Annotated in this window: 17 protein-coding genes; 13 read left to right on the top strand and 4 right to left on the bottom strand. The window is 74.5% G+C overall.

Annotation, left to right across the window (positions count from 1 at the left end; all coding sequences use genetic code 11):
• Window positions 1-1,663, top strand: a 1,663-nt coding sequence (gene ggt / locus ABTZ17_RS29475) for a gamma-glutamyltransferase (protein ID WP_352198804.1), incomplete at its 5' end; no start/stop codon positions are given.
• 116 nt (window positions 1,664-1,779) lie between these two features.
• Here the strand turns inward: ggt and map are convergent.
• On the bottom strand, window positions 1,780-2,547 hold the full coding sequence (map, locus tag ABTZ17_RS29470) for a type I methionyl aminopeptidase (protein ID WP_352198803.1): 768 nt from the start codon (window positions 2,545-2,547) through the stop codon (window positions 1,780-1,782).
• Between the two features lie 33 nt (window positions 2,548-2,580).
• Between map and ABTZ17_RS29465 the strand changes: the two genes are divergently transcribed.
• The 10 genes from ABTZ17_RS29465 (at window position 2,581) to ABTZ17_RS29420 (ending at window position 13,563) form a co-directional block, all read left to right on the top strand.
• Window positions 2,581-2,832, top strand: coding sequence for a helix-turn-helix domain-containing protein (locus ABTZ17_RS29465; protein ID WP_352198802.1), 252 nt, complete (start codon window positions 2,581-2,583; stop codon window positions 2,830-2,832).
• Window positions 2,833-2,955: 123 nt separating this feature from the next.
• Complete coding sequence (locus ABTZ17_RS29460; protein WP_352198801.1) at window positions 2,956-4,260, top strand: alginate lyase family protein; 1,305 nt, start codon at window positions 2,956-2,958, stop codon at window positions 4,258-4,260.
• 27 nt (window positions 4,261-4,287) lie between these two features.
• The gene (locus ABTZ17_RS29455; RefSeq protein ID WP_502994897.1) at window positions 4,288-4,686 is read left to right on the top strand and encodes a PPOX class F420-dependent oxidoreductase; all 399 of its coding nucleotides are present in this window, start codon (window positions 4,288-4,290) and stop codon (window positions 4,684-4,686) included.
• 45 nt (window positions 4,687-4,731) lie between these two features.
• On the top strand, window positions 4,732-6,111 hold the full coding sequence (locus tag ABTZ17_RS29450) for a hypothetical protein (RefSeq protein ID WP_352198800.1): 1,380 nt from the start codon (window positions 4,732-4,734) through the stop codon (window positions 6,109-6,111).
• Between the two features lie 296 nt (window positions 6,112-6,407).
• Entirely contained in the window at window positions 6,408-7,250 is an 843-nt protein-coding gene (locus tag ABTZ17_RS29445) for a nitrilase-related carbon-nitrogen hydrolase (protein ID WP_352198799.1), read from the top strand.
• Window positions 7,250-8,539 carry an aspartate aminotransferase family protein gene (locus ABTZ17_RS29440; RefSeq protein WP_352198806.1) on the top strand — a complete coding sequence of 430 codons (1,290 nt, stop codon included), beginning with the start codon at window positions 7,250-7,252 and terminating at the stop codon, window positions 8,537-8,539. Before ABTZ17_RS29445 ends, ABTZ17_RS29440 begins: the two co-directional genes overlap by 1 nt.
• 52 nt (window positions 8,540-8,591) lie before the next feature.
• On the top strand, window positions 8,592-10,007 hold the full coding sequence (hydA, locus tag ABTZ17_RS29435; RefSeq protein ID WP_352198798.1) for a dihydropyrimidinase: 1,416 nt from the start codon (window positions 8,592-8,594) through the stop codon (window positions 10,005-10,007).
• A gap of 58 nt (window positions 10,008-10,065) precedes the next feature.
• On the top strand, window positions 10,066-11,085 hold the full coding sequence (locus tag ABTZ17_RS29430) for a TIGR03842 family LLM class F420-dependent oxidoreductase (protein WP_352198797.1): 1,020 nt from the start codon (window positions 10,066-10,068) through the stop codon (window positions 11,083-11,085).
• Window positions 11,086-11,252: 167 nt separating this feature from the next.
• Window positions 11,253-12,080: an inositol monophosphatase family protein gene (locus tag ABTZ17_RS29425; protein ID WP_352198796.1), complete on the top strand. Its 828-nt coding sequence runs from the start codon at window positions 11,253-11,255 to the stop codon at window positions 12,078-12,080.
• A gap of 61 nt (window positions 12,081-12,141) precedes the next feature.
• Entirely contained in the window at window positions 12,142-13,563 is a 1,422-nt protein-coding gene (locus ABTZ17_RS29420; protein ID WP_352198795.1) for a phytoene desaturase family protein, read from the top strand.
• Between the two features lie 109 nt (window positions 13,564-13,672).
• On the opposite strand, the gene ABTZ17_RS29415 is transcribed toward ABTZ17_RS29420, so the two are convergent.
• Window positions 13,673-15,016, bottom strand: a complete 1,344-nt coding sequence (locus ABTZ17_RS29415) for a cation:proton antiporter (protein ID WP_352198794.1) — start codon at window positions 15,014-15,016, stop codon at window positions 13,673-13,675.
• Between the two features lie 4 nt (window positions 15,017-15,020).
• Window positions 15,021-15,506 (bottom strand): cation:proton antiporter regulatory subunit, encoded by a 486-nt coding sequence (locus tag ABTZ17_RS29410; RefSeq protein WP_502994895.1) that lies wholly within the window; start codon window positions 15,504-15,506, stop codon window positions 15,021-15,023.
• A gap of 381 nt (window positions 15,507-15,887) precedes the next feature.
• Between ABTZ17_RS29410 and ABTZ17_RS29405 the strand changes: the two genes are divergently transcribed.
• Window positions 15,888-17,828 carry an NAD-binding protein gene (locus tag ABTZ17_RS29405; RefSeq protein WP_352198805.1) on the top strand — a complete coding sequence of 647 codons (1,941 nt, stop codon included), beginning with the start codon at window positions 15,888-15,890 and terminating at the stop codon, window positions 17,826-17,828.
• A 78-nt stretch (window positions 17,829-17,906) separates the two neighbouring features.
• Here the strand turns inward: ABTZ17_RS29405 and katG are convergent, their stop codons facing one another.
• Window positions 17,907-20,138, bottom strand: a complete 2,232-nt coding sequence (gene katG, locus ABTZ17_RS29400; protein ID WP_352198792.1) for a catalase/peroxidase HPI — start codon at window positions 20,136-20,138, stop codon at window positions 17,907-17,909.
• A gap of 180 nt (window positions 20,139-20,318) precedes the next feature.
• Here katG and ABTZ17_RS29395 point away from each other — a divergent pair, with 180 nt between their 5' ends.
• On the top strand, window positions 20,319-20,735 hold the full coding sequence (locus ABTZ17_RS29395) for a Fur family transcriptional regulator (RefSeq protein ID WP_352198791.1): 417 nt from the start codon (window positions 20,319-20,321) through the stop codon (window positions 20,733-20,735).
• Window positions 20,736-20,821 lie beyond the last annotated feature (86 nt).

Genomic DNA, 20,821 nt, shown 5'->3' with positions numbered 1-20,821 from the left:
GGCCAGTGCCGACGCGGACGCCTCCGCGGCGGGCATCGCGGTGCTGCGCGCCGGGGGCAACGCCGTGGACGCCGCGGTGGCCACGGCCGCCGCCCTGGGGGTGACCGAGCCGTATTCGGCGGGCATCGGGGGCGGCGGGTACTTCGTCTACTACGACGCGTCCCGGCGCCAGGTGTACACGGTGGACGGGCGCGAGACCGCCCCGGCCACCGCGGGCGAGGACCTGTTCCTGGAGAACGGGCAGCCCATCCCCTTCGACCAGGGGCAGACCAGCGGCCGTTCGGTGGGCGTGCCGGGGACCCCGGCCACCTGGTCGGCGGTGCTGGACTCCTGGGGGAGCCGCCCACTCGGGCAGTTGTTGAAGCCCGCCGAGAAGCTGGCCCGGGACGGGTTCGCGGTGGACGCCACCTTCCGGGCGCAGACCGCCGCGAACGAGGCCCGGTTCCGGGACTTCCCGGCGACCCGCTCGCTGTTCCTGCCGGGTGGGGAACTGCCCGTGGTCGGCTCGGTGTTCAAGAACCCGGACCTGGCGGACACGTACGCCGAACTGGGCCGTCGGGGCACCGGGGCGCTCTACCGCGGCCCGCTGGCCGAGGACATCGTGCGGACCGTCCGGAAGCCTCCGGTGGACCCGGCGGCCACCCGGGTGGTGCGGCCGGGCGATCTGACCGCCTCGGACCTGCGCCGCTACGCGGTGAAGCGGCAGGCCCCGACCCGGCTGTCGTACCGGGGGCTGGACGTGTACGGGATGGCCCCGTCCTCCTCGGGCGGCACCACCGTCGGGGAGGCCCTGAACATCCTGGAGCGGTCCCGGCTGGGTTCGCTGTCGCACGAGCAGTACCTGCACCGGTTCATCGAGGCGTCCCGGATCTCCTTCGCGGACCGGGGGCGCTGGGTCGGTGACCCGGCCTTCTCCGACGTGCCGACGCGGGAGCTGCTGTCCCAGCGGTACGCCGACTCCCGGGGCTGCCTGATCGACCCGGGTCGGGCGCTGACCAGCCCGCTGGCCCCCGGCGACCCGCGGAAGCCGGTGCCGTGCGGCGGCACCGGGAAGGCGGCCCCCACCACCTACGAGGGGGAGAACACCACGCACCTGACGGCCGCCGACCGTTGGGGCAACGTGGTCTCGTACACCCTGACCATCGAGTCCACCGGCGGCAGCGCCATCACCGTGCCGGGGCGCGGCTTCCTGCTGAACAACGAGCTGACCGACTTCTCCTTCGCCCCGGCGGCGCCGGGGGTCCCGGACCCGAACCTGCCCGGACCCGGGAAGCGGCCGCGGTCCTCGATGTCGCCGACGATCGTCCTCGACCACGGGCGGCCGGTGCTCGCGGTGGGTTCCCCGGGCGGGGCGACGATCATCACGACCGTGCTGCAGATCCTGACCGGGCACCTGGACCGCGGACTGCCCCTGGTCGACGCGATCGCCGCGCCGCGGGCCAGCCAGCGCAACCAGACCACCACCGAGCTGGAGCCCGGTCTGTGGGGTGCCCCGGTGCGGGCGGAGCTGGAGGCGCTCGGGCACGGTTTCCGGCAGAACCCGGAGATCGGCGCGGCCACCGGGGTGCAGCGGCTGCCGGACGGACGCTGGCTGGCCGCGGCCGAGCCGGTGCGCCGGGGTGGCGGCTCCGCGATGGTGGTGCACCCGCACGGCAGGCCGTAGCGGGCCCGCCCGCCCGCCTGCCGCCGCCCGGTGGCCCGTCGGGGGTGCCCCTCGGGGCCCTCGGCGGGCCCCGGGTGGGGCCCCGGCGGCGGTGGCGGTCGCGGATCGGCCCCGGGTCAGAGCGCGGTGAGGATCCGCGGGCCCGCCGTGGTGATCGCCACCGTGTGCTCGGCGTGGGCGGCCCGGCTGCCGTCCACGGTGCGCAGGGTCCAGCCGTCCGCGTCGGGGCGGTAGTCGTCGGTGCCGCCGGCGATGAGCATCGGCTCGATGGCCAGGACCATGCCGGGGCGCAGCCGGGTGCCGCGCCCGGGGCGGCCCTCGTTGGGGACGCCCGGTTCCTCGTGCATGGTCCGGCCCACGCCGTGCCCGCCGAAGCCGTCGGGGATGCCGTACCCGGCGGCCCGGCAGACGGAGCCGACGGCGTGCGCGATGTCCCCGATGCGGTTGCCGGGCACGGCCGCCGCGATCCCGGCCCGCAGGGCTTCCTCGGCGGTGCGGATCAGGGCCAGGTCCTCGGGGCGGCCCGCGCCGACGGTGAAGCTGACGGCGGCGTCCCCGACCCAGCCGTCGAGGACGGCCCCGCAGTCGATGCTGACGAGGTCGCCCTCGGCCAGCCGGTAGTCGTCCGGGATGCCGTGCACGATGGCGTCGTTCACGGAGGCGCACACCACGGCCGGGAAGGGCGTGGGGGCGAAGGAGGGGTGGTAGTTCAGGAAGGGGGATCCGGCGCCGGCGGCGTCGAGGACCCCGCGGGCCACCCGGTCCAGTTCCCGCAGGCTCACCCCCGGTCCGGCGGCCTCCCGGACGGCCTGGAGGGCACGGGCCACGACCCGCCCGGCACGCCGCATCTCCCCGATCTCACGGTCTGTCTTCAGCTCGATCATTCCAATAACTATACCGGTATTAGAATGGACGCCATGGTACGCACACCCCTGACCCCCGAGGAGCGCGAGCGCGGCGAGCGGCTCGGCTCGCTGCTGCGCGCGGCCCGTGGGGACCGCAGCATGGTCGACGTGGCCGCGCGGGCCGGGCTCTCCCCGGAGACCCTGCGCAAGATCGAGACCGGCCGGGCCCCGACCCCGGCCTTCTTCACCGTGGCGGCCCTCGCCGACGCCCTCGGCCTGTCCATGGACGAGCTCATCCGGCGGTGCGCCCCGCTGCCCGCCTGACCGGGGGCGGGCCCGGGCGGGGCGGGGAGCGCGCCCCGAGGCCGCCCCCGCCCGGGTCCGGCCCGGCCGCCGTTCGGCCCAACCCGCGATGGGCCGCGCCCCTACCGGGGCATCGGTGAAGGCGTGTCTGCACAGAACGCATCCAAGCGATTCGGCCTCGGACTGCTCGGCGGCCTGCTCGCCGCGGGCCTGCTGCTCGCGGCCTGCGCCGCCCCGCAGGGCCGCGCCCACACCAAGTCCGTCACCGACGTGGTGTTCCGGCACCCCGGTGTGGTGGTCGGCCACGACCAGCTGGCCCGCGCCAAGGAGGGGGTGGCCCGCGGCGCGGAGCCCTGGGCCTCCGCCCACCGGGCCGTCCTCGCCAGCCGGTACGCCGCCCCGGACTACACCGCGCACCCCGTGGACGTGGTGAACTGCCCCTTCAACGCCGGACCCGTCGCCTGCCTGGACGAACGTCAGGACGCCCTCGCCGCGTACACCCACGCCCTGCTGTGGTCGGTCACCGGCGAGACCGCGCACGCCCGCAAGTCCGCCGAGATCATGGACGCCTGGTCGGCCGTCATGGAGCGGCACACCGGCGGCAACGCCGGACTCCAGGCCGCCTGGGCCGGGGCCGCCTGGGCGCGGGCCGCCGACGTCCTGCGCGCCGGCTACCCGGCCTGGCGAGGCGCTCGCGCCGACCGCTTCGGCGAGATGCTCCGCACCGCCTACCTGCCCACCGTCCGCGACCAGGTGCCCGCCTTCAACGGCAACTGGGAGCTGGCCATGACCGACGCCACCATCTCCATCGCCGTCCACCTGGAGGACCAGCAGGTCTTCGCGGAGGCCCTGCGCCGCTTCCGCGACCGGGTCCCCGCGTACTTCTACCTCACCTCCGACGGCCCCCGCCCCAAGGCCCCGCAGAACGCGGGCCTGGACACCCCCGAGAAGGTCACCACCTACTGGTTCGGGCAGACCGCCTTCCGGGACGGGCTGGCCCAGGAGACCTGCCGCAACCTGATGCACGTGGGCTACGCCCTCGCCGCCTCGGCGCACATCGCGGAGACGGCCTGGCACCAGGGCGTGGACCTGTACGGGGAGCAGTCCCGCCGACTGACGGCGGCGCTGGAGTTCCACTCCCGCTACCAGCTGGGCGAGGCCGCGCCGGAGTGGCTGTGCGGAGGGAAGGTCGAGCGGACCATGGGCCCCGACCTGGAGGTCGCCCTCGGGCACTACGAGGGCCGCGCCGGCGCCGCCCTCCCGTTCACCCGCGAGCTCGCCGAACGGATGCGGCCGGCCGGGACCGACGACCTGTTCGTCGCCTGGGAGACCCTGACCCACGCCGCGGACCCGCTCCCGTCGGCGCCCTCTCCGGTCTCCCCCGCCGCGTCCTCCTCGGCGGCGGTGACCTCTTCCGCCGCGGGCGCGGCGGGCCCCGGCGGGGCCTGAGGCCCGTCCACGGCCTACCCTCGCCCCATGACTGTGACCGTTGAGGAACTCGGCCGTGGCGCGTACGTCAGCCTCACGACCTTCAAGAAGGACGGCACCCCCGTCGCGACCCCCGTCTGGGCGGCCGAGGACGGGGGTGACCTGTACGTGTGGACCCGTACCGACTCCTGGAAGGTGAAGCGGATCCGCAACAACCCGCGCGTCACGCTCACCGCCTGTGACGTGCGCGGACGCGTGGTCCCCGGCGCCCCCTCCCTGGAGGGCACGGCCCGGCTGCTCGACGCGGACGGCACCCGCCACGTGCGCGGGCTGCTCTCCCGGAAGTACACCTGGCAGTTCTGGGCGGTGGACTGGCCCGCCATGGTCTTCCGACTGGGCAAGCGCCCGCACACCGGGATCGCCGTCACGCCCGCCATCGGGCCTTGAAACTCCCGTAGCCCGCCCGTAACACCCGTGCGGTGCAATGCCGCCATGGACAGCGGAGCGGAAGCGACGAACGGCTCGGCCGACCCGGTGGCCCGACTCGCCGGATACCTGCGGGAGTTGAGCCCCCTCCTGGACCCCGCGTCCGGCTGGTACGCGGAATTCCTGCGCCGCGACCCCGAGGGGGTCCGGGCCTGTCTCACCGGGGCGGCCATCCCGCCCGTGGACGTACTGGACTCCCTGATGCAGGACCTGGCCGCCCTGCGGGGCCCGCACCGCGCCGCCCACGAGACCGCCGTCCTCGCCGGCCTGCGCGCGGAAGCGGTGCGCACCCACGACCGGCGCCCCGGCGGCCACGAGGAACTCACGGCGGTCCTGGCCATGGCCCGCGCCCAACGCGGCACCGCCCTCGCCACCCTCCGCGACCTCCGCGGCCGCGCCCCCGGCCCCCACCTGGACGCCGAACTCTCCTGGACCCGGGACGACCTGGCCCGCGCCGAGTCCCGCTGCACCGACCTGACGAGCCGCCTGGACGCCCTGTCCGCCCCGACCGGCCCGCCCGCACCGGCTGCGCCGAGTACCCGCCCGACGGCCGGCGGCAGCGGCCCCATCTCCGATCCGGGGCCGGTCCCCGAGCCCGGGTCGGGCCGATGGGCCCCCGTGCCCGCGCGACAGCGCGCCATCGGGGGCACCGGACGCCGGCTCCCCGGTTGGCGCCTCGGCGGCGCCCGCCACGCCGGAGCGCCCCCGGCCGACCCCGGGTCGCCCGCCCAGCCGCTCCCCGGCCGCACCGACCCCGCCCCCGCCCCCCGGGGCGCCCGCTACGCCCCGCCCCCGACACCGGAGGCACCCCCCGGCCGCCCGCACCCCGCCCCCACTCCCGCCCCCGACCCGGCCGCCGGTCCGGTCGGGGTGGCGGGGACGGTCGCGGCGCTCATCGGGCTCCGGGCCCAGCACCGCAGCGGCGAGGCCCACGCCCTGCTCTGCGAGGCCGCCGCCGGACCCCCCGAACTCCTCCCGGAACTCGCCGCGGAACTCACCCGCGCCGGGCTGTCCGCCGACTGGGCCACCCTGCTCTGGGAAGCGGCCTCCCTGCCGCCCGCGAGGCTCGCCGCGGCCGCGGCCGCCCTGGGGATCGCGGGCCGGGCCGCCGACTGCGGCCAACTCCTCCGCCAGGGCGTGGCCCGCCCCGCGGCGGAGATCGCCGACGCGGCCCTCGCCCTGTGGGACGCGGGCCGGGACCAGGAGGCCGGGGCCCTGCTGGGGGCCTTCGTACGGGTGCGGTCCGCCGAGGAGTCGGCCCGGGTGGCCCGCCACGACCCGCGACGCCTGGCCCCCCGCCTCCTCCAAGCGGCCCGCTCGATCTCGGAAGCCCGCCACCGCGACCTCCTCCACGCCCTCCGCGTGGCCGGCCTCCCCACCCAGTAGCCCCGGCGGGCCGGGGACACGCCGCGCGCGGGCTCGACCTCGCTTCCGATCCGGCACGGGGGCGGAGCCCCCGAAAGGGGCCGCGGCAGCGGCTCGGCGCACCCCCCCGGAGGGGCAAATCCGCCCGCACCCGCCCGCTTCGGATCACCCCGAGCCCGAAGATGATCGACTCTGCGGGTTGCCCGCGATGGTCTTGCCCCGACCCCGAACGGGGCTTACGTTCTCCTATCTACGCAGGGGCATCTACCTGCGTAGAACCGCAGTCGCCCTCTGACGCCCCGTCGAAGGAGCAGCTCATGGCCCCCGTCATCCGCGCCGCCCTGGTCCAGGCCACCTGGACCGGGGACACCGAATCGATGATCGCCAAGCATGAGGAACACGCCCGGGAGGCGGCCCGCCAGGGCGCCCGGATCATCGGATTCCAGGAGGTGTTCAACGCCCCCTACTTCTGCCAGGTCCAAGAGCCCGAGCACTACCGCTGGGCCGAGCCCGTCCCGGACGGCCCCACCGTCCGCCGGATGCAGGAGCTCGCCCGGGAGACCGGCATGGTGATCGTCGTTCCGGTCTTCGAGATCGAGAGCGAGGGCTTCTACTACAACACCGCTGCCGTCATCGACGCCGACGGCAGCTACCTCGGCAAATACCGCAAGCACCACATCCCGCAGGTCAGAGGATTCTGGGAGAAGTACTACTTCCGCCCCGGCAACCTCGGCTGGCCCGTGTTCGACACGGCCGTCGGCAAGGTCGGCGTGTACATCTGCTACGACCGGCACTTCCCCGAAGGTTGGCGGCAACTCGGCCTCGCCGGAGCCCAGTTGGTCTACAACCCGTCCGCCACCTCACGCGGCCTCTCCGCGTACCTGTGGCAGCTTGAGCAGCCCGCCTCCGCCGTCGCCAACGAGTACTTCATCGCCGCGATCAACCGCGTCGGCCAGGAGGAGTACGGCGACAACGACTTCTACGGCACCAGCTACTTCGTCGACCCCCGCGGGCAACTCGTCGGCGAGGCCGCGAGCGACAAGGCCGAGGAACTGCTCGTCCGCGACCTCGACCTCGGTCTGATCGAAGAGGTCCGACAGCAGTGGGCCTTCTACCGCGACCGCCGCCCCGACGCCTACGGAGGACTGGTCCAGCCGTGATGTCACCCCTGTCGCTGCACCACCGCCACCGCGCCGTCCTCCCCGACTGGCTCGCCCTCTACTACGAGCGGCCCCTCGAACTCACCCACGGCGAGGGCCGGTACGTCTGGGACGCCGACGGCAACCGCTACCTCGACTTCTTCGGCGGCATCCTCACCACGATGACGGCGCACGCGCTGCCCGAGGTGACCAAGGCCGTCGCCGACCAGGCCGCCCGGATCATCCACTCCTCCACCCTCTACCTCAACCGGTCCATGATCGAGCTGGCGGAGCGGGTGGCGGCCCTGTCCGGGATCCCGGACGCCCGGGTCTTCTTCACCACCTCCGGCACCGAGGCCAACGACGCGGCCCTGCTGCTGGCCACCACGTACCGGCGCTCCAACCAGATCCTGGCCATGCGCAACAGCTACCACGGCCGGTCCTTCTCCACCGTCTCCATCACCGGGAACCAGGGCTGGTCCCCGACCAGCCTCTCCCCGCTCCAGACCCTCTACGTGCACGGCGCCGTCCGCGGCCGCGGTCCCTTCGCCGGACTCGACGACGCCGGGTTCACCGCCGCCTGCGTCGCCGACCTGGAGGACCTGCTCGGCCAGGCCCGCGGCGGGGTCGCCGCGCTCATCGCCGAACCGATCCAGGGCGTCGGCGGGTTCACCTCCCCGCCCGACGGCCTGTACGCCGCCTTCCGCGAGGTCCTCGACCGGCACGGCATCCTCTGGATCAGCGACGAGGTGCAGACCGGCTGGGGCCGCACCGGCGACCACTTCTGGGGCTGGCAGGCGCACGGCCGGAACGGCCCGCCCGACATCCTCACCTTCGCCAAGGGCATCGGCAACGGCATGTCCATCGGCGGGGTCGTGGCCCGCGCCGAGGTCATGAACTGCCTCGACGCCAACTCCATCTCCACCTTCGGCGGTTCCCCCGTCACGATGGCCGCGGGCCTCGCCAACCTCGGCTACCTGCTCGAACACGACCTCCAGGGCAACGCCCGCCGGGTCGGCGGCCTCCTCCTGGAACGCCTCCGCGCCATCTGCGCCCCCGTCGCGCACGTCCGGGAGGTCCGCGGCCGCGGCCTGATGGCCGGGATCGAACTGGTCCACCCCGGCACCGACCGAGCCCACCCCGAAGCGGCCGCCGCCGTCCTCGAAGCCGCCCGCGCCGGCGGCCTCCTGATCGGCAAGGGCGGCGGACACGACACCAGCGTGCTGCGCCTCGCACCCCCGCTCACGCTCACCGTCGCCGAGGCCGAGGAGGGCGCCGAGATCCTCGAAGGGGCCCTGAACGGCCTCTGACGGCCTCCGCCCGGGGGACCCGCCGAACCGCAGCCACGAGGGGACCGCACCCATGAGCACCCGCACCCTGATCCGCGGCGGACTGGTCGTCACCGCCGCCGACGAGATGCACGCAGACGTCCTCGTCGAGGACGGCCGGATCGCCGCCCTCGCCGCCCACGGCAGCGAGACCGCCGCCGGCTGGACCGCCGACCGGATCCTCGACGCCACCGGCAAGTACGTCATCCCGGGCGGCGTCGACGCCCACACCCACATGGAGCTGCCCTTCGGCGGCACCTCCGCCTCCGACACCTTCGAGACCGGCACCCGCGCCGCCGCCTGGGGCGGCACCACCACGATCATCGACTTCGCCGTGCAGTCCCAGGGCCAGGCCCTGCGCGCCGGCCTGGACACCTGGTACGCCAAGGCCGACGGCAACTGCGCCATCGACTACGGCTTCCACATGATCGTCTCGGACGTCAACGAGCACACCCTCAAGGAGATGGACGGGCTCGTCGAGGAGGGCATCAGCTCCTTCAAGCTCTTCATGGCCTACCCGGGGGTCTTCTACTCCGACGACGGGCAGATCCTGCGCGCCATGCAGCGGGCCTCCGGCAACGGCGGGCTGATCATGATGCACGCCGAGAACGGCATCGCCATCGACGTGCTCATCGAACAGGCCCTGGCCCGCGGCGAGACCGACCCCCGCCACCACGGCGAGGTCCGCCGGACCCTCCTCGAAGCCGAGGCCACCCACCGGGCCGTCCAACTGGCCCGGGTCGCGGGCGCCCCCCTCTACGTGGTCCATGTCTCGGCCGAGGAAGCCGTCGCCGAACTGGCCGCGGCCCGCGACAAGGGTCTCCCGGTCTTCGGCGAGACCTGCCCCCAGTACCTCTTCCTGTCCACCGACAACCTCGCCGAGCCCGACTTCGAGGGCGCCAAGTACGTCTGCTCCACCCCGCTCCGCCCCCGCGAACACCAGGCCGCCCTCTGGCGCGGCCTGCGCACGAACGACCTCCAGGTGGTCTCCACCGACCACTGCCCCTTCTGCTTCCGCGGCCAGAAGGAACTGGGGCGGGGCGACTTCTCCAAGATCCCCAACGGCCTGCCGGGGGTGGAGAACCGCATGGACCTCCTCCACATGGACCTCCTCCACCAGGCCGTCGTGGACGGGCACATCAGCCGACGCCGCTGGATCGAGATCGCCTGCGCGAGCCCGGCCCGGATGTTCGGCCTGTACCCGCAGAAGGGCACCATCGCCCCCGGCGCCGACGCCGACATCGTCCTGTACGACCCGCACGCCGAACAGGTCCTCTCCGCCGCCACCCACCACATGAACGTCGACTACTCGGCCTACGAGGGTAAACGGATCACCGGTCGGGTGGACACCGTCCTCTCCCGCGGCGAACTCGTCATCGAACGGGGCCAGTACACCGGCCGTGCCGGACACGGAGCCTTCCTGCACCGCTCCACCTGCCAGTACCTCTAGCCGGCCAGCCGGGGCCCGCACCCCCCGGCGCCCGCGCACACCCCGCAAGGAGCGACGCATGGACTTCGGACTCGTCCTGCAGACCGACCCGCCCGCCTCCCAGGTCATCAGCCTGATGAAGCGCGCCGAACGCAACGGCTTCCGCTACGGCTGGACCTTCGACTCCGCCGTGCTCTGGCAGGAACCCTTCGTCATCTACAGCCAGATCCTCGCCAACACGCGGAAGCTGCACGTCGGCCCGATGGTCACCAACCCGGGCACCCGCACCTGGGAGGTCACCGCCTCCACCTTCGCCACCCTCAACGACATGTACGGCAACCGCACCGTCTGCGGCATCGGCCGCGGCGACTCCGCCATGCGCGTCGCGGGCCGAGCCCCCAACACCCTGGCCCGCCTCGGCGAGGCCATCGACGCCATCCGCGACCTCGCCGAGGGCCGCGAGGCCGAAGTCGACGGCAACACCCTCCGCATCCCCTGGATCAAGGACGGGAAGCTCCCCGTCTGGATGGCCGCCTACGGCCCCAAGGCACTCGCCCTGACCGGGCAGAAGGCCGACGGGTTCATCCTCCAGCTCGCCGACCCGTTCCTCACCGAATGGATGGTCCACGCCGTCCGCGAGGCCGCGACCGCCGCCGGCCGCGACCCGGACTCCGTCACCATCTGCGTGGCCGCCCCCGCCTACGTCACCGCCGACGACTCCCCGGAGGCCCTGGCCCACGCCCGCGACCAGTGCCGGTGGTTCGGCGGCATGGTCGGCAACCACGTCGCCGAGCTCGTCTCCCGCTACGGCGAACACTCCGGCATGGTCCCCGACGAACTCACCGAGTACATCAAGGCCCGCCAGGGCTACGACTACAGCCACCACGGCCGCGCCGGGAACCCCGACACCGCCTTCGTCCCCGACGAGATCGTCGACCGCTTCTGCCTCCTCGGCCCGCCCGAGGCCCACATCGCCAAACTCCGCACCCTCCGCGACCTGGGCGTCCACCAGTTCGCCGTCTACGACATGCACGACAACCGCGAAGCCACCATCGACGCCTACGGCCGGGACGTCATCCCGTCCCTGACCTCGACCTGACGGTGTTCCGCCCGGAGCGGGCGCGGGGACGGACCCCGGAGCCGGCCCGTCCCCGTCGCCCGCGGGTGCGCCCGCCCCGTGCCCGTCGCCGGCGGCGGCCCGTCCGGCGGGGAGCCCCGTCGGAGGCGGGGTGGGGGAGACGGGGGCCGGCGTGGTGTGATGGGGGCATGATCGAAGACTTTCTGGCCCATGGACTGCCCGAGGTCGACGCCGCCGTGCGGAAGGCGGCCGCCGCCGAGATCACCCCGCGGTTCCGGCGGCTCGCCGAGGACGAGGTGGACGTCAAGAGCGGACCGCACGATCTGGTGACCGCCGCCGACCGCCTCGCCGAGGAGCACCTGACCGCCTCCCTCACCGCGCTGCTGCCCGGCTCCGTCGTCGTCGGCGAGGAGGCCGTGCACCACGACCCGGGCGTCTACGCCGCCCTGCGCCAGGACGCCCCGGTGTGGATCGTGGACCCCGTGGACGGCACCCGCCAGTTCGTGGAGGGCCGCACCGGCTTCTGCACCCTGGTCGCCCTCGCCCACCGCGGGGAACTCCTCGCCTCCTGGACGTACGCCCCCGTGCTGGAGGAGATGGCCACCGCCGTCCGCGGCGGCGGCGCCTTCGTCAACGGGGAGCGGATCGCGGCCGGTTCGCCCGAGCCGGGGGCCGTGCTGCGGGTGGCCGCCGCCGACCCCGTCTACACCAGCGACCAGGACAAGCGGAACCTGGCCCGTCTCGACGTGCCCGGCGTCTCCGCCGTGCCCTGCGGCTCGGCCGGACTGGCCTACCTCGACGTGGCCCGCGGCCGCACCGACGCCCTCGCCTTCACCTGGCCCTCGGCCTGGGACCACGCGGCCGGGCTGTTGCTGGTCACCGAGGCGGGCGGCAGCCACTCCACCGTCGCCGGGGAACCCTTCCGGGTGGACCGGGACAACGCCCTGCCGTTCGCCGTCGGCCGGGACGCCGCCACCACCGCCCGGATCCGCGCCCTGTTGCGGGGCGAAGCTTAGAGACGCTTCAGCGGCCCGGCCTATCCTGGCCGGGTCCGCCGTCAGACGAAGGAGTCCGAAGGTGCCGTCGATTCTCGATGCGGTCGTGGTGGGGGCGGGGCCCAACGGGCTCACCGCCGCCGTCGAACTGGCCAGACGCGGCTTCTCCGTGGCCCTGTTCGAAGCGGGGGACACCGTCGGCGGGGGAGCCCGCACCGAGGAACTGACCCTGCCGGGCTTCCGCCACGACCCGTGCTCCGCCGTGCACCCGCTCGGCGCCGGGTCCCCGGTGTTCCGGACCATGCCGCTGGACCGCTACGGGCTGGAGTGGCTGCACGCGCCGCTGCCCATGGCGCACCCCTTCGACGACGGCACCGCGGCCGTCCTGGCCCGGTCCGTGGCCGAGACCGCGGCCTCCTTCGGGCCCCGGGACGCGGGCGCGTACCGCAGGCTCGTCGAGCCCTTCCTCGGCAAGTGGGACACCCTCGTACGGGACTTCATGTCCCTGCCGTCCACCGCCCTGCCCCGCGACCCGCTCACCCTGGCCCGCTTCGGCCTGGCCGGGCTGCCGCCGTCGACCTGGCTCCTGGGCCGCTTCCACGAGGAGCGCGCCCGCGCCCTCCTCGCCGGACTCGTCGCGCACGTGATCGCCCCGCTCGGCGGGATCGCCACCGGTGCCGTCGGTCTGGTCTTCGCGCTCGCCGCGCACGAACACGGCTGGCCGATGCCGCGGGGCGGCTCCCAGTCCCTCTCCGACGCCCTCGCCGGCTACCTCCGCGACCTCGGCGGGCAGGTCCACACCGGCTTCGAGGTGAAGCGGCTCGACGACCTGCCGCCGGCCCGCGCGTACGTCTTCGACACCTCGCCCACCGCCCTGGCCCGGATCGCCCGGCTCGGCAGCGCCTACCAGGGCTACCGGTACGGGGCCGCCGCCTTCAAGCTGGACTACGCCCTGTCCGGGCCGGTGCCCTGGACGGCTCCCGAGGCCCGCCGCGCCGGCACCGTGCAGGTCGGCCCGCGGGTCCGGGACATCGACGCCGCCCTGCAACTGGCCACGAGCGGCCGCGCCCCCCGCAACCCGTTCCTGATCACCGCGCAGCCCAGCCTGGTGGACCCGGGCCGCGCCCCCGAGGGCAAGCACGTCTTCTGGGCGTACGGGCACGTCCCGCACGGGTGGGACGGGGACCTCACCGAGGCCGTGGAACGGCAGTTGGAGCGCTTCGCCCCCGGCTTCCGGGACCTGGTACTGGCCCGCGCCACCGCCGGACCGGCCGAACTCGCCCGCCGCAACCCCAACTACGTGGGCGGGGACATCGCCTGCGGGGCGGCCTCCGGACTCCAGCTCCTGCTGCGGCCCAAGCTGTCCCTGCGCCCGTACGGCACCCCGCACCCGGCGGTGTTCCTGTGCTCCTCGGCCACCCCGCCGGGTCCGGGCGTGCACGGCATGTCCGGACACAACGCCGCCAAGGCGGTCTGGCGCCGCCTGCGGGCCGCCGGTCGCTGACCGGCCCCGGAGGGCCGCGACCGACGGCCGTCAGCGGGACGACGGGACCGTGCTCAGGACGGTCGGGACCCTCGGCCCCGTCCGGACGGGCGGTACGGTCGGGGCACGGTCAGGACCGGCCCACCGGATCCTGCTCGGCGGACGGCTGCCCGGCCTGCTCCGCCCCTTCCCCGAGTTCGCCGAGTACGGCGGGCTCGCTCCGCCCGTCCGCGGCCTTCCGTTCGACACCCGGCTCCCCGGCCGCGCCGGCCGCTGCCGCCGCCTCCGTCGTCGCCGCGACGGCCGGGGCACCCGCGCCGCGCCGCTCGCGGACCCAGGCCGCCACCGGCTCCGTGTAGCGGGCCGTCAGCGGTCCGATGACCACCAGGATCAACACGTACGCGGTGGCCAGCGGGCCCAGCGAGGGTTCGATCCCGGCGGTCACCGCCAGACCGGCGATGACGATGGAGAACTCGCCGCGGGCCACGAGCGTGCCGCCGGCCCGCCAGCGGCCCCGCACCCCGACCCCGGCGCGGCGGGCCGCCCAGTAGCCGGTGGCGATCTTCGTGCCCGCGGTGACCACGGCCAGCGCGAGGGCGGGCAGCAGCACCGGCGGGATGCTCGCCGGATCGGTGTTGAGGCCGAAGAAGACGAAGAACACGGCGGCGAACAGGTCCCGCAGCGGGCTCAGCAGCGTGTGCGTGCCCTCGGCGACCTCCCCGGACAGCGCGATGCCGACGAGGAACGCGCCCACCGCAGCCGACACCTGGAGCTGCTGGGCGATGCCCGCCACGAGCAGCGTCAGGCCCAGCACCACCAGCAACAGCTTCTCCGGGTCGTCGCTGGAGACGAACCGCGAGATGAGCCGCCCGTACCGGACCGCGACGAACAGCACCGCGCCCGCCACGCCCAGCGCGATCGCCAGGGTGAGGCTGCCCGCGGCCAGACCCACCCCGGCCAGCAGGGCCGTGACGATGGGCAGGTACACCGCCATCGCCAGGTCCTCCAGGACCAGGATGCTGAGGATCACGGGCGTCTCGCGGTTGCCGATCCGGCCCAGGTCGCCCATCACCTTGGCGATGACCCCGGAGGAGGAGATCCACGTGACGCCGGCCAGCACCACGGCCGCCACCGGCCCCCAGCCCATCAGCAGCGCCGCCACGGCGCCGGGCAGGGCGTTGAGGGTGAAGTCGACCAGCCCGGCCGGGTACTGCGTCTTGAGGTTGGAGACGAGATCGCTGGCCGTGTACTCCAGGCCCAGCATCAACAGCAGCAGGATGACGCCGATCTCGGCGCCGATCGCGACGAACTCCTCGCTCGCGCCGAGCGGCAGCAGACCGCCCTCGCCGAAGGCCAGGCCGGCCAGCAGGTAGAGCGGGATCGGGGAGAAGCGCAGGCGTCCGGCGACCCGGCCGAGCAGGCCCAGGCCGAGGATGATCGCACCGAACTCGATGAGGAAGACGGCAGAGTGCACGCGCTCACTCCCGTCCGAGTATCGTCGCGGCCGCGTCGACGCCCTCACGGGTGCCGATCACGATGAGGGTGTCCCCGCCCGCGAGCCGGAAGTCCGGGGCCGGGGAGGGCCGGGCCTCCGCCCGCCGCAGCACGGCCACCACGGAGACGCCCGTCTCCGTCCGCATCCGGGTCTCGCCGAGCAGCCGCCCGTTCCAGTGGGAGTGCGCCGACAGCTCGATGCGCTCCGCGACCAGCCCGAGGTCGGTGGTGTGCAGCAGGTTCGGGCTGTGGTGGTCGGGCATCAGGGCGTCGATCAGGGAGGTGGTCTCCGCCCCCGTCAGGTGCAGGGACTGCGCGCAGGCGTCGGGGTCGTCGGCGCGGTACACGTTGACCGTGCGCGTCCCGTCCCGATGGGCGACCACCGACAGGTGGCGGTGTTCGCGGGTGACGAGGTCGTACTGGACCCCGATGCCGGGCAGCGGCGTGGTGCTCATCCGTGGAGCAGGCACAGCTCTGTCCCCCTTGCTCATTCGTCTCGGCTGTGGTGCGGCGCCGGGGCGGGTCACGGGCAGGAACCGGCCGCGGGCGCGGGCTCATCGTGCCAGGTCGCGGCGGGGGCGGGATATGGGTGTCAGCACGGATGGACAGCGCCCGGAGGACTCGGGGAGGGTGGTGCGGGGACGTGGGTCCCGAACCCCCCGAACCGCCCGGACCGCCCCACCGCGCCAGGCCCGCGCGCCGCTCCCCGCCCGCTCCGACCGTGAGGACCCATGACCGGCATACCGGCGGACCGACAGTCGGACCGACAGTCGGATCGACGGGCGGACGGACCGATGGACCGAGCGGCCGAGGGCGGGGCGGGCGGGCCGGCGGGTGAGCGGCCCGCCCCGATGGTGGTCTGCGGCGACGACGCCCTGGCGGTCCGCCTCACGGTCGAACTCCGCGAGATCTACCGGCAGTCGGTGACCCTGCTGGTTCCCGACGCCGACGCCGTCGGACCCGAACCCCCCTCCGGTACCCGGGTCGTGGAGGCCGACGTGCCGGACGCCGCGGCACTCCGGGAGGCGGGAACCGCCGGGGCCGCGGCCGTCGCGCTCGTGTACGAGGACGACGAGACCAACATCCGGGCGGCGATGGCCGCCCGCCGCATCGACCCGCGGGTGCGCCTCGTCATCCGGCTCTACAACCGCAAGCTCGGCCGCCACCTCGCCGAACTCCTCGACCAGGCTTCGGCGGTGGCCGTGGAATCGGCCCACACGGACGGCACGGGCCGCACGGAGGGCGCCCCCGGAGCCCCGCCCACGACCACCTCGCCGCCCCTGCCCACCTCCCTGCCCACCTCCCTGCCCACCTCCCCGCCCCCGCCCGCCCACGACCTGGCCACCGTGGTCCTCTCCGACGCCGACACGGCCGCTCCCGCCCTGGCGGCGGCGGTCGTCGCCGGGACGGGGAAGGTGCTCCAGGCGGACGGGCTGCTGCTGCGGGCGGTGGAGCGCACCCCGCGGGGCCGGCGGGAGGCGTCCGGACCGGACCTGTGCACCCTCGCCCTGCTGTCCTCCACGGACGCCGACCCGGCGGGGGCCGAGGGGTCCGACCGCAGCGGCCGGGCCGGGCCGCTGCTGCTCCCGGCCGCCCGGGACGTGGCCCGGTCCGCGGAGCGCGGAGCCCTGGTGCTCGAAGCGGTCCGGCACGAGACGCCGCGGGCCCGGGCCCGGCGACCGGCCGTGGCGGGGCTGCCCGTCATGGAACTGTTCTCGCGCCGGGTCCGCTGGTCGCTGGCCGGGTTCACGGCGGCCGTCACCGCCATCGCGGTCACCTCGTGGATCACCACCGGGGACCATCCCGTCCACGCCGCCTACATCACCCTGCTCGACCTGTTCTCCATCAACGACCCGGCCGTCGGGGAGCCCACGGAACGCCAGTTGCTCCAGCTCTTCACCGGCCTCATCGGCCTCCTGCTGCTGCCCGTGCTGGTGGCGGCCGTGCTGGAGGCCCTGGGCTCCTTCCGGTCCGCGTCGGCCCTGCGCAGGCCGCCGCGGGGCACCACCGGACACGTGGTCCTGCTCGGGCTGGGCAAGGTGGGCACCCGGGTCCTGGCCCGGCTCCGGGAGCTGGACGTCCCCGTGGTCTGCGTGGAGGAGGACCCCGAGGCCCGGGGGATCCCGCTGGCCCGGCGGCTGCGGGTGCCCGTGGTCCTCGGTGACGCCACGCAGGAAGGGGTCCTCGAAGCGGCCCGCACGGGTCGGGCCCGCGCCCTGCTGGCCCTCACCAGTTCGGACACCACCAACCTCGAAGCGATCCTGTGCGCGCGGGCCTTCGCCCCCGGCCTGCGCGTGGCGCTGCGCCTGTACGACGACGACTTCGCCACGGCCGTCCACCGCACGCTGCGCGCCGCCCATCCGCAGGCCCGGACGCACAGCCGCAGCGTCACCTCGCTGGCCGCGCCCGCGTTCGCCGGCGCGATGATGGGCCGCCGGATCCTGGGGGCGGTACCGGTGGAGCGGCGGGTCCTGCTGTTCGCGGCGCTGGACGTGGCCGGGGTGCCGCTGTGGCAGGGGCGCACCGTCGCGGAGTCGTTCCGGCCGGGGCACTGGCGGATCCTGGCGCTGGACACCACCGCGCCGGACGCCCGCCAGCCCGACCTGCGCACCACCCGGCTCGACGGCCGGGAGCACGTCAGCGGGCTCCTCTTCGACCTGCACCCCGGGCACGTCCTCGACGCGCGGGACCGGGTGGTGGTCGCCGCGACCCGCCAGGGCCTGGCCGAACTCCTCGGCACGGCGCCGCCCGGCCCCGTACCGCGACCCGGCCCGCCACCGCGCGCGTCGTAGCGGCGGGCCCGCCGGCGGGGGACGCCACGGGGCCGGCCGGAAGGATCCGACCGGCCCCGGTGGTGCGGGGTGCGGGGGTCAGGACAGGTCGAACCGGTCCAGGTCCGCGACCTTCTCCCAGGCGCGGGCGAAGTCCCGGACGAACTTCTCCGCCGCGTCGTCGCTCGCGTACACCTCGGCGAGGGCCCGGAGCTCGGAGTTGGAGCCGAAGACCAGGTCGACGCGGCTGCCGGTCCACTTGACCTCGCCGGTGGCGGCGTCGCGGCCCTCGAACACGCCCGCGTCCTCGGCGATCTCCGACCAGACCGTGCCCAGGTCGAGCAGGTTGACGAAGAAGTCGTTGGTCAGGGCGCCGGGGGACCGGGTGAACACGCCGAGCGGGGATCCGCCGTGGTTGGCGCCGAGCACCCGCAGGCCGCCGACCAGGACGGTCATCTCGGGGGCGCTGAGGGTGAGCAGGTTCGCCCGGTCCACCAGCAGGAACTCCGCGGGCAGCCGCAGCCCCTTGCCCAGGTGGTTGCGGAAGCCGTCGGCCACGGGCTCCAGGGCCGAGAAGGACTCCACGTCCGTCTGCTCCTGCGAGGCGTCCACGCGGCCGGGGGTGAAGCCGACCTGCACGGGGATGCCGGCGTCCCGGGCGGCCTGCTCCACGGCGGCGACACCGCCCAGGACGATCAGGTCGGCCAGGGAGACGCGCTTGCCGCCGGTCTGCGCGGAGTCGAACTCCTGGCGGATGCCCTCCAGGACGCTGAGCACGGTGGCCAGCCGGTCGGGCTCGTTGACCTCCCAGCCGGCCTGCGGCTGGAGGCGGATCCGGGCGCCGTTGGCACCGCCGCGCTTGTCGCTGCCGCGGAAGGAGGAGGCGGCGGCCCATGCGGTGGCGACCAGCTGGGGGACCGTCAGGTCGGAGCCGAGGACCTTCTCCTTCAGGGCGGCGATGTCCGCCGCGTCGATCAGCTCGTGGTCCCGGGCCGGCAGCGGGTCCTGCCAGAGCAGCTCCTCGGAGGGCACCTCGGGGCCGAGGTAGCGGACCACGGGGCCCATGTCGCGGTGGGTCAGCTTGAACCAGGCGCGGGCGAAGGCGTCGGCGAACTCCTCCGGGTGCTCCAGGAAGCGGCGCGAGATCTGCTCGTAGGCCGGGTCCACGCGGAGCGCGAGGTCGGTGGTGAGCATGGTCGGCGCGTGGGTGCGGGACGGGTCGTGGGCGTCGGGGACGGTGCCCGCGCCGCCGCCGTCCTTCGGCCGCCACTGGTTCGCGCCCGCCGGGCTCTCGAACAGCTCCCACTCGTAGCGGAAGAGGATCTCGAAGAAGCTGTTGTCCCAGGTGATGGGCGTATCGGTCCAGATGCCCTCAAGGCCGCTGGTGATGGTGTCGCCGCCCTTGCCGGTGCCGTACGTGTTGCTCCAGCCCAGACCCTGTTCCGCCAGGGAGGCGGCCTCGGGGTCGGCGCCGACGTGGTCGGCGGGGCCCGCGCCGTGGGTCTTGCCGAAGGTGTGGCCGCCCGCGACGAGGGCGACGGTCTCCTCGTCGTTCATGGCCATCCGGCGGAAGGTCTCGCGGATGTCGCGGGCCGCGGCCAGCGGGTCCGGATTGCCGTTGGGGCCCTCGGGGTTGACGTAGATCAGGCCCATTTGCACGGCGCCGAGGGGGCTCTCCAGCTCGCGGTCGCCGGTGTAGCGCTCGTCCCCGAGCCAGGTGGTCTCCGGGCCCCAGTACACGTCCTCGTCGGGCTCCCACACGTCGGCGCGGCCGCCGCCGAAGCCGAAGGTCCGCAGGCCCATGGACTCCAGGGCGACGTTCCCGGCGAGGATCATGAGGTCGGCCCAGGACAGGCTCTGCCCGTACTTCTTCTTCACCGGCCACAGCAGGCGGCGGGCCTTGTCCAGGTTGGCGTTGTCCGGCCAGCTGTTGAGCGGGGCGAACCGCTGCTGTCCGGCCCCGGCGCCCCCGCGGCCGTCGCTGATGCGGTACGTGCCCGCGCTGTGCCAGGCCATCCGGATGATGAACGGGCCGTAGTGCCCGAAGTCCGCGGGCCACCAGTCCTGGGAGGTCGTCAGGACCTCTTCGAGGTCGCGCTTCACGGCCGGCAGGTCGAGCCCCGCGAAGGCCGCCGCGTAGTCGAAGGCCGGGTCGAGCGGATCGGCGACGGCCGGGTTCTTGGCGAGGATCTTGAGGTTCAGGCGTTCCGGCCACCACTGCCGGTTCCCGCCGCCCTGGGTGGGGTGTGCGGCGCGCCCATGGGGTACCGGGCAGCCGCCCGCCCCGGCCGCCTTGGCGTCCGTGGCGATCGCGTCATGGTTCTCAGTCACGATTCTGTCTCCTGCCGTACTGGAGCGTTCCTGTCCCTTGGCTCTCAACGGAGCCGATCCTACGATGGACACAATCCAAGTCAAGACGAACGCCAAACTCGCATTCCCGGGGGTCCCGGACGGGCGGAGGACCCGGGTTCTCCCGCCGAGTCGAAGGGGTGGTCGAAGAGGTGAACGCACATGAGTGACCTGTTGGAACGGTTGCGCGCACGCGGCTGGCGGATGACGGCCCAACGACGGGTCGTCGCGGAGGTCCTCGACGGGGACCACGTGCACCTGACGGCCGACGAGGTGCACGCCCGCGCCGTCGCCCGCCTCCCGGAGATCTCCCGGGCCACCGTCTACAACGCCCTCGGGGACCTGGTCGCCCTCGGCGAAGTGGTGGAAGTGGCCACCGACGGCCGGGCCAAGCGCTACGACCCCAACGCCCACCGCCCCCACCAACACCTGCTCTGCTCGGGCTGCGGGCTGATCCGCGACGTGCACCCCCTCGGCAGCCCCCTGGACGGCCTGCCCGAGACCGAACGCTTCGGCTTCACCGTCTCCGCCGCCGAGGTCACCTACCGGGGCCTGTGCCCCGACTGCGCCCGGAGCTGAGCCCGGAACCCCGCCCCGCCGGGCCCGCCCGGGCCCTGCTCGGCATCGCGGGCGCCACCCTGGCCCCCTCGACGCTCGCGCTGATC

The sequence above is a fragment of the Streptomyces sp. NPDC097619 genome, from assembly GCF_040302735.1.
GTDB lineage: Bacteria > Actinomycetota > Actinomycetes > Streptomycetales > Streptomycetaceae > Streptomyces.
Note: the sequence above shows the minus strand (reverse complement) of the source record. Positions and strands in the feature narration are given on the sequence as shown.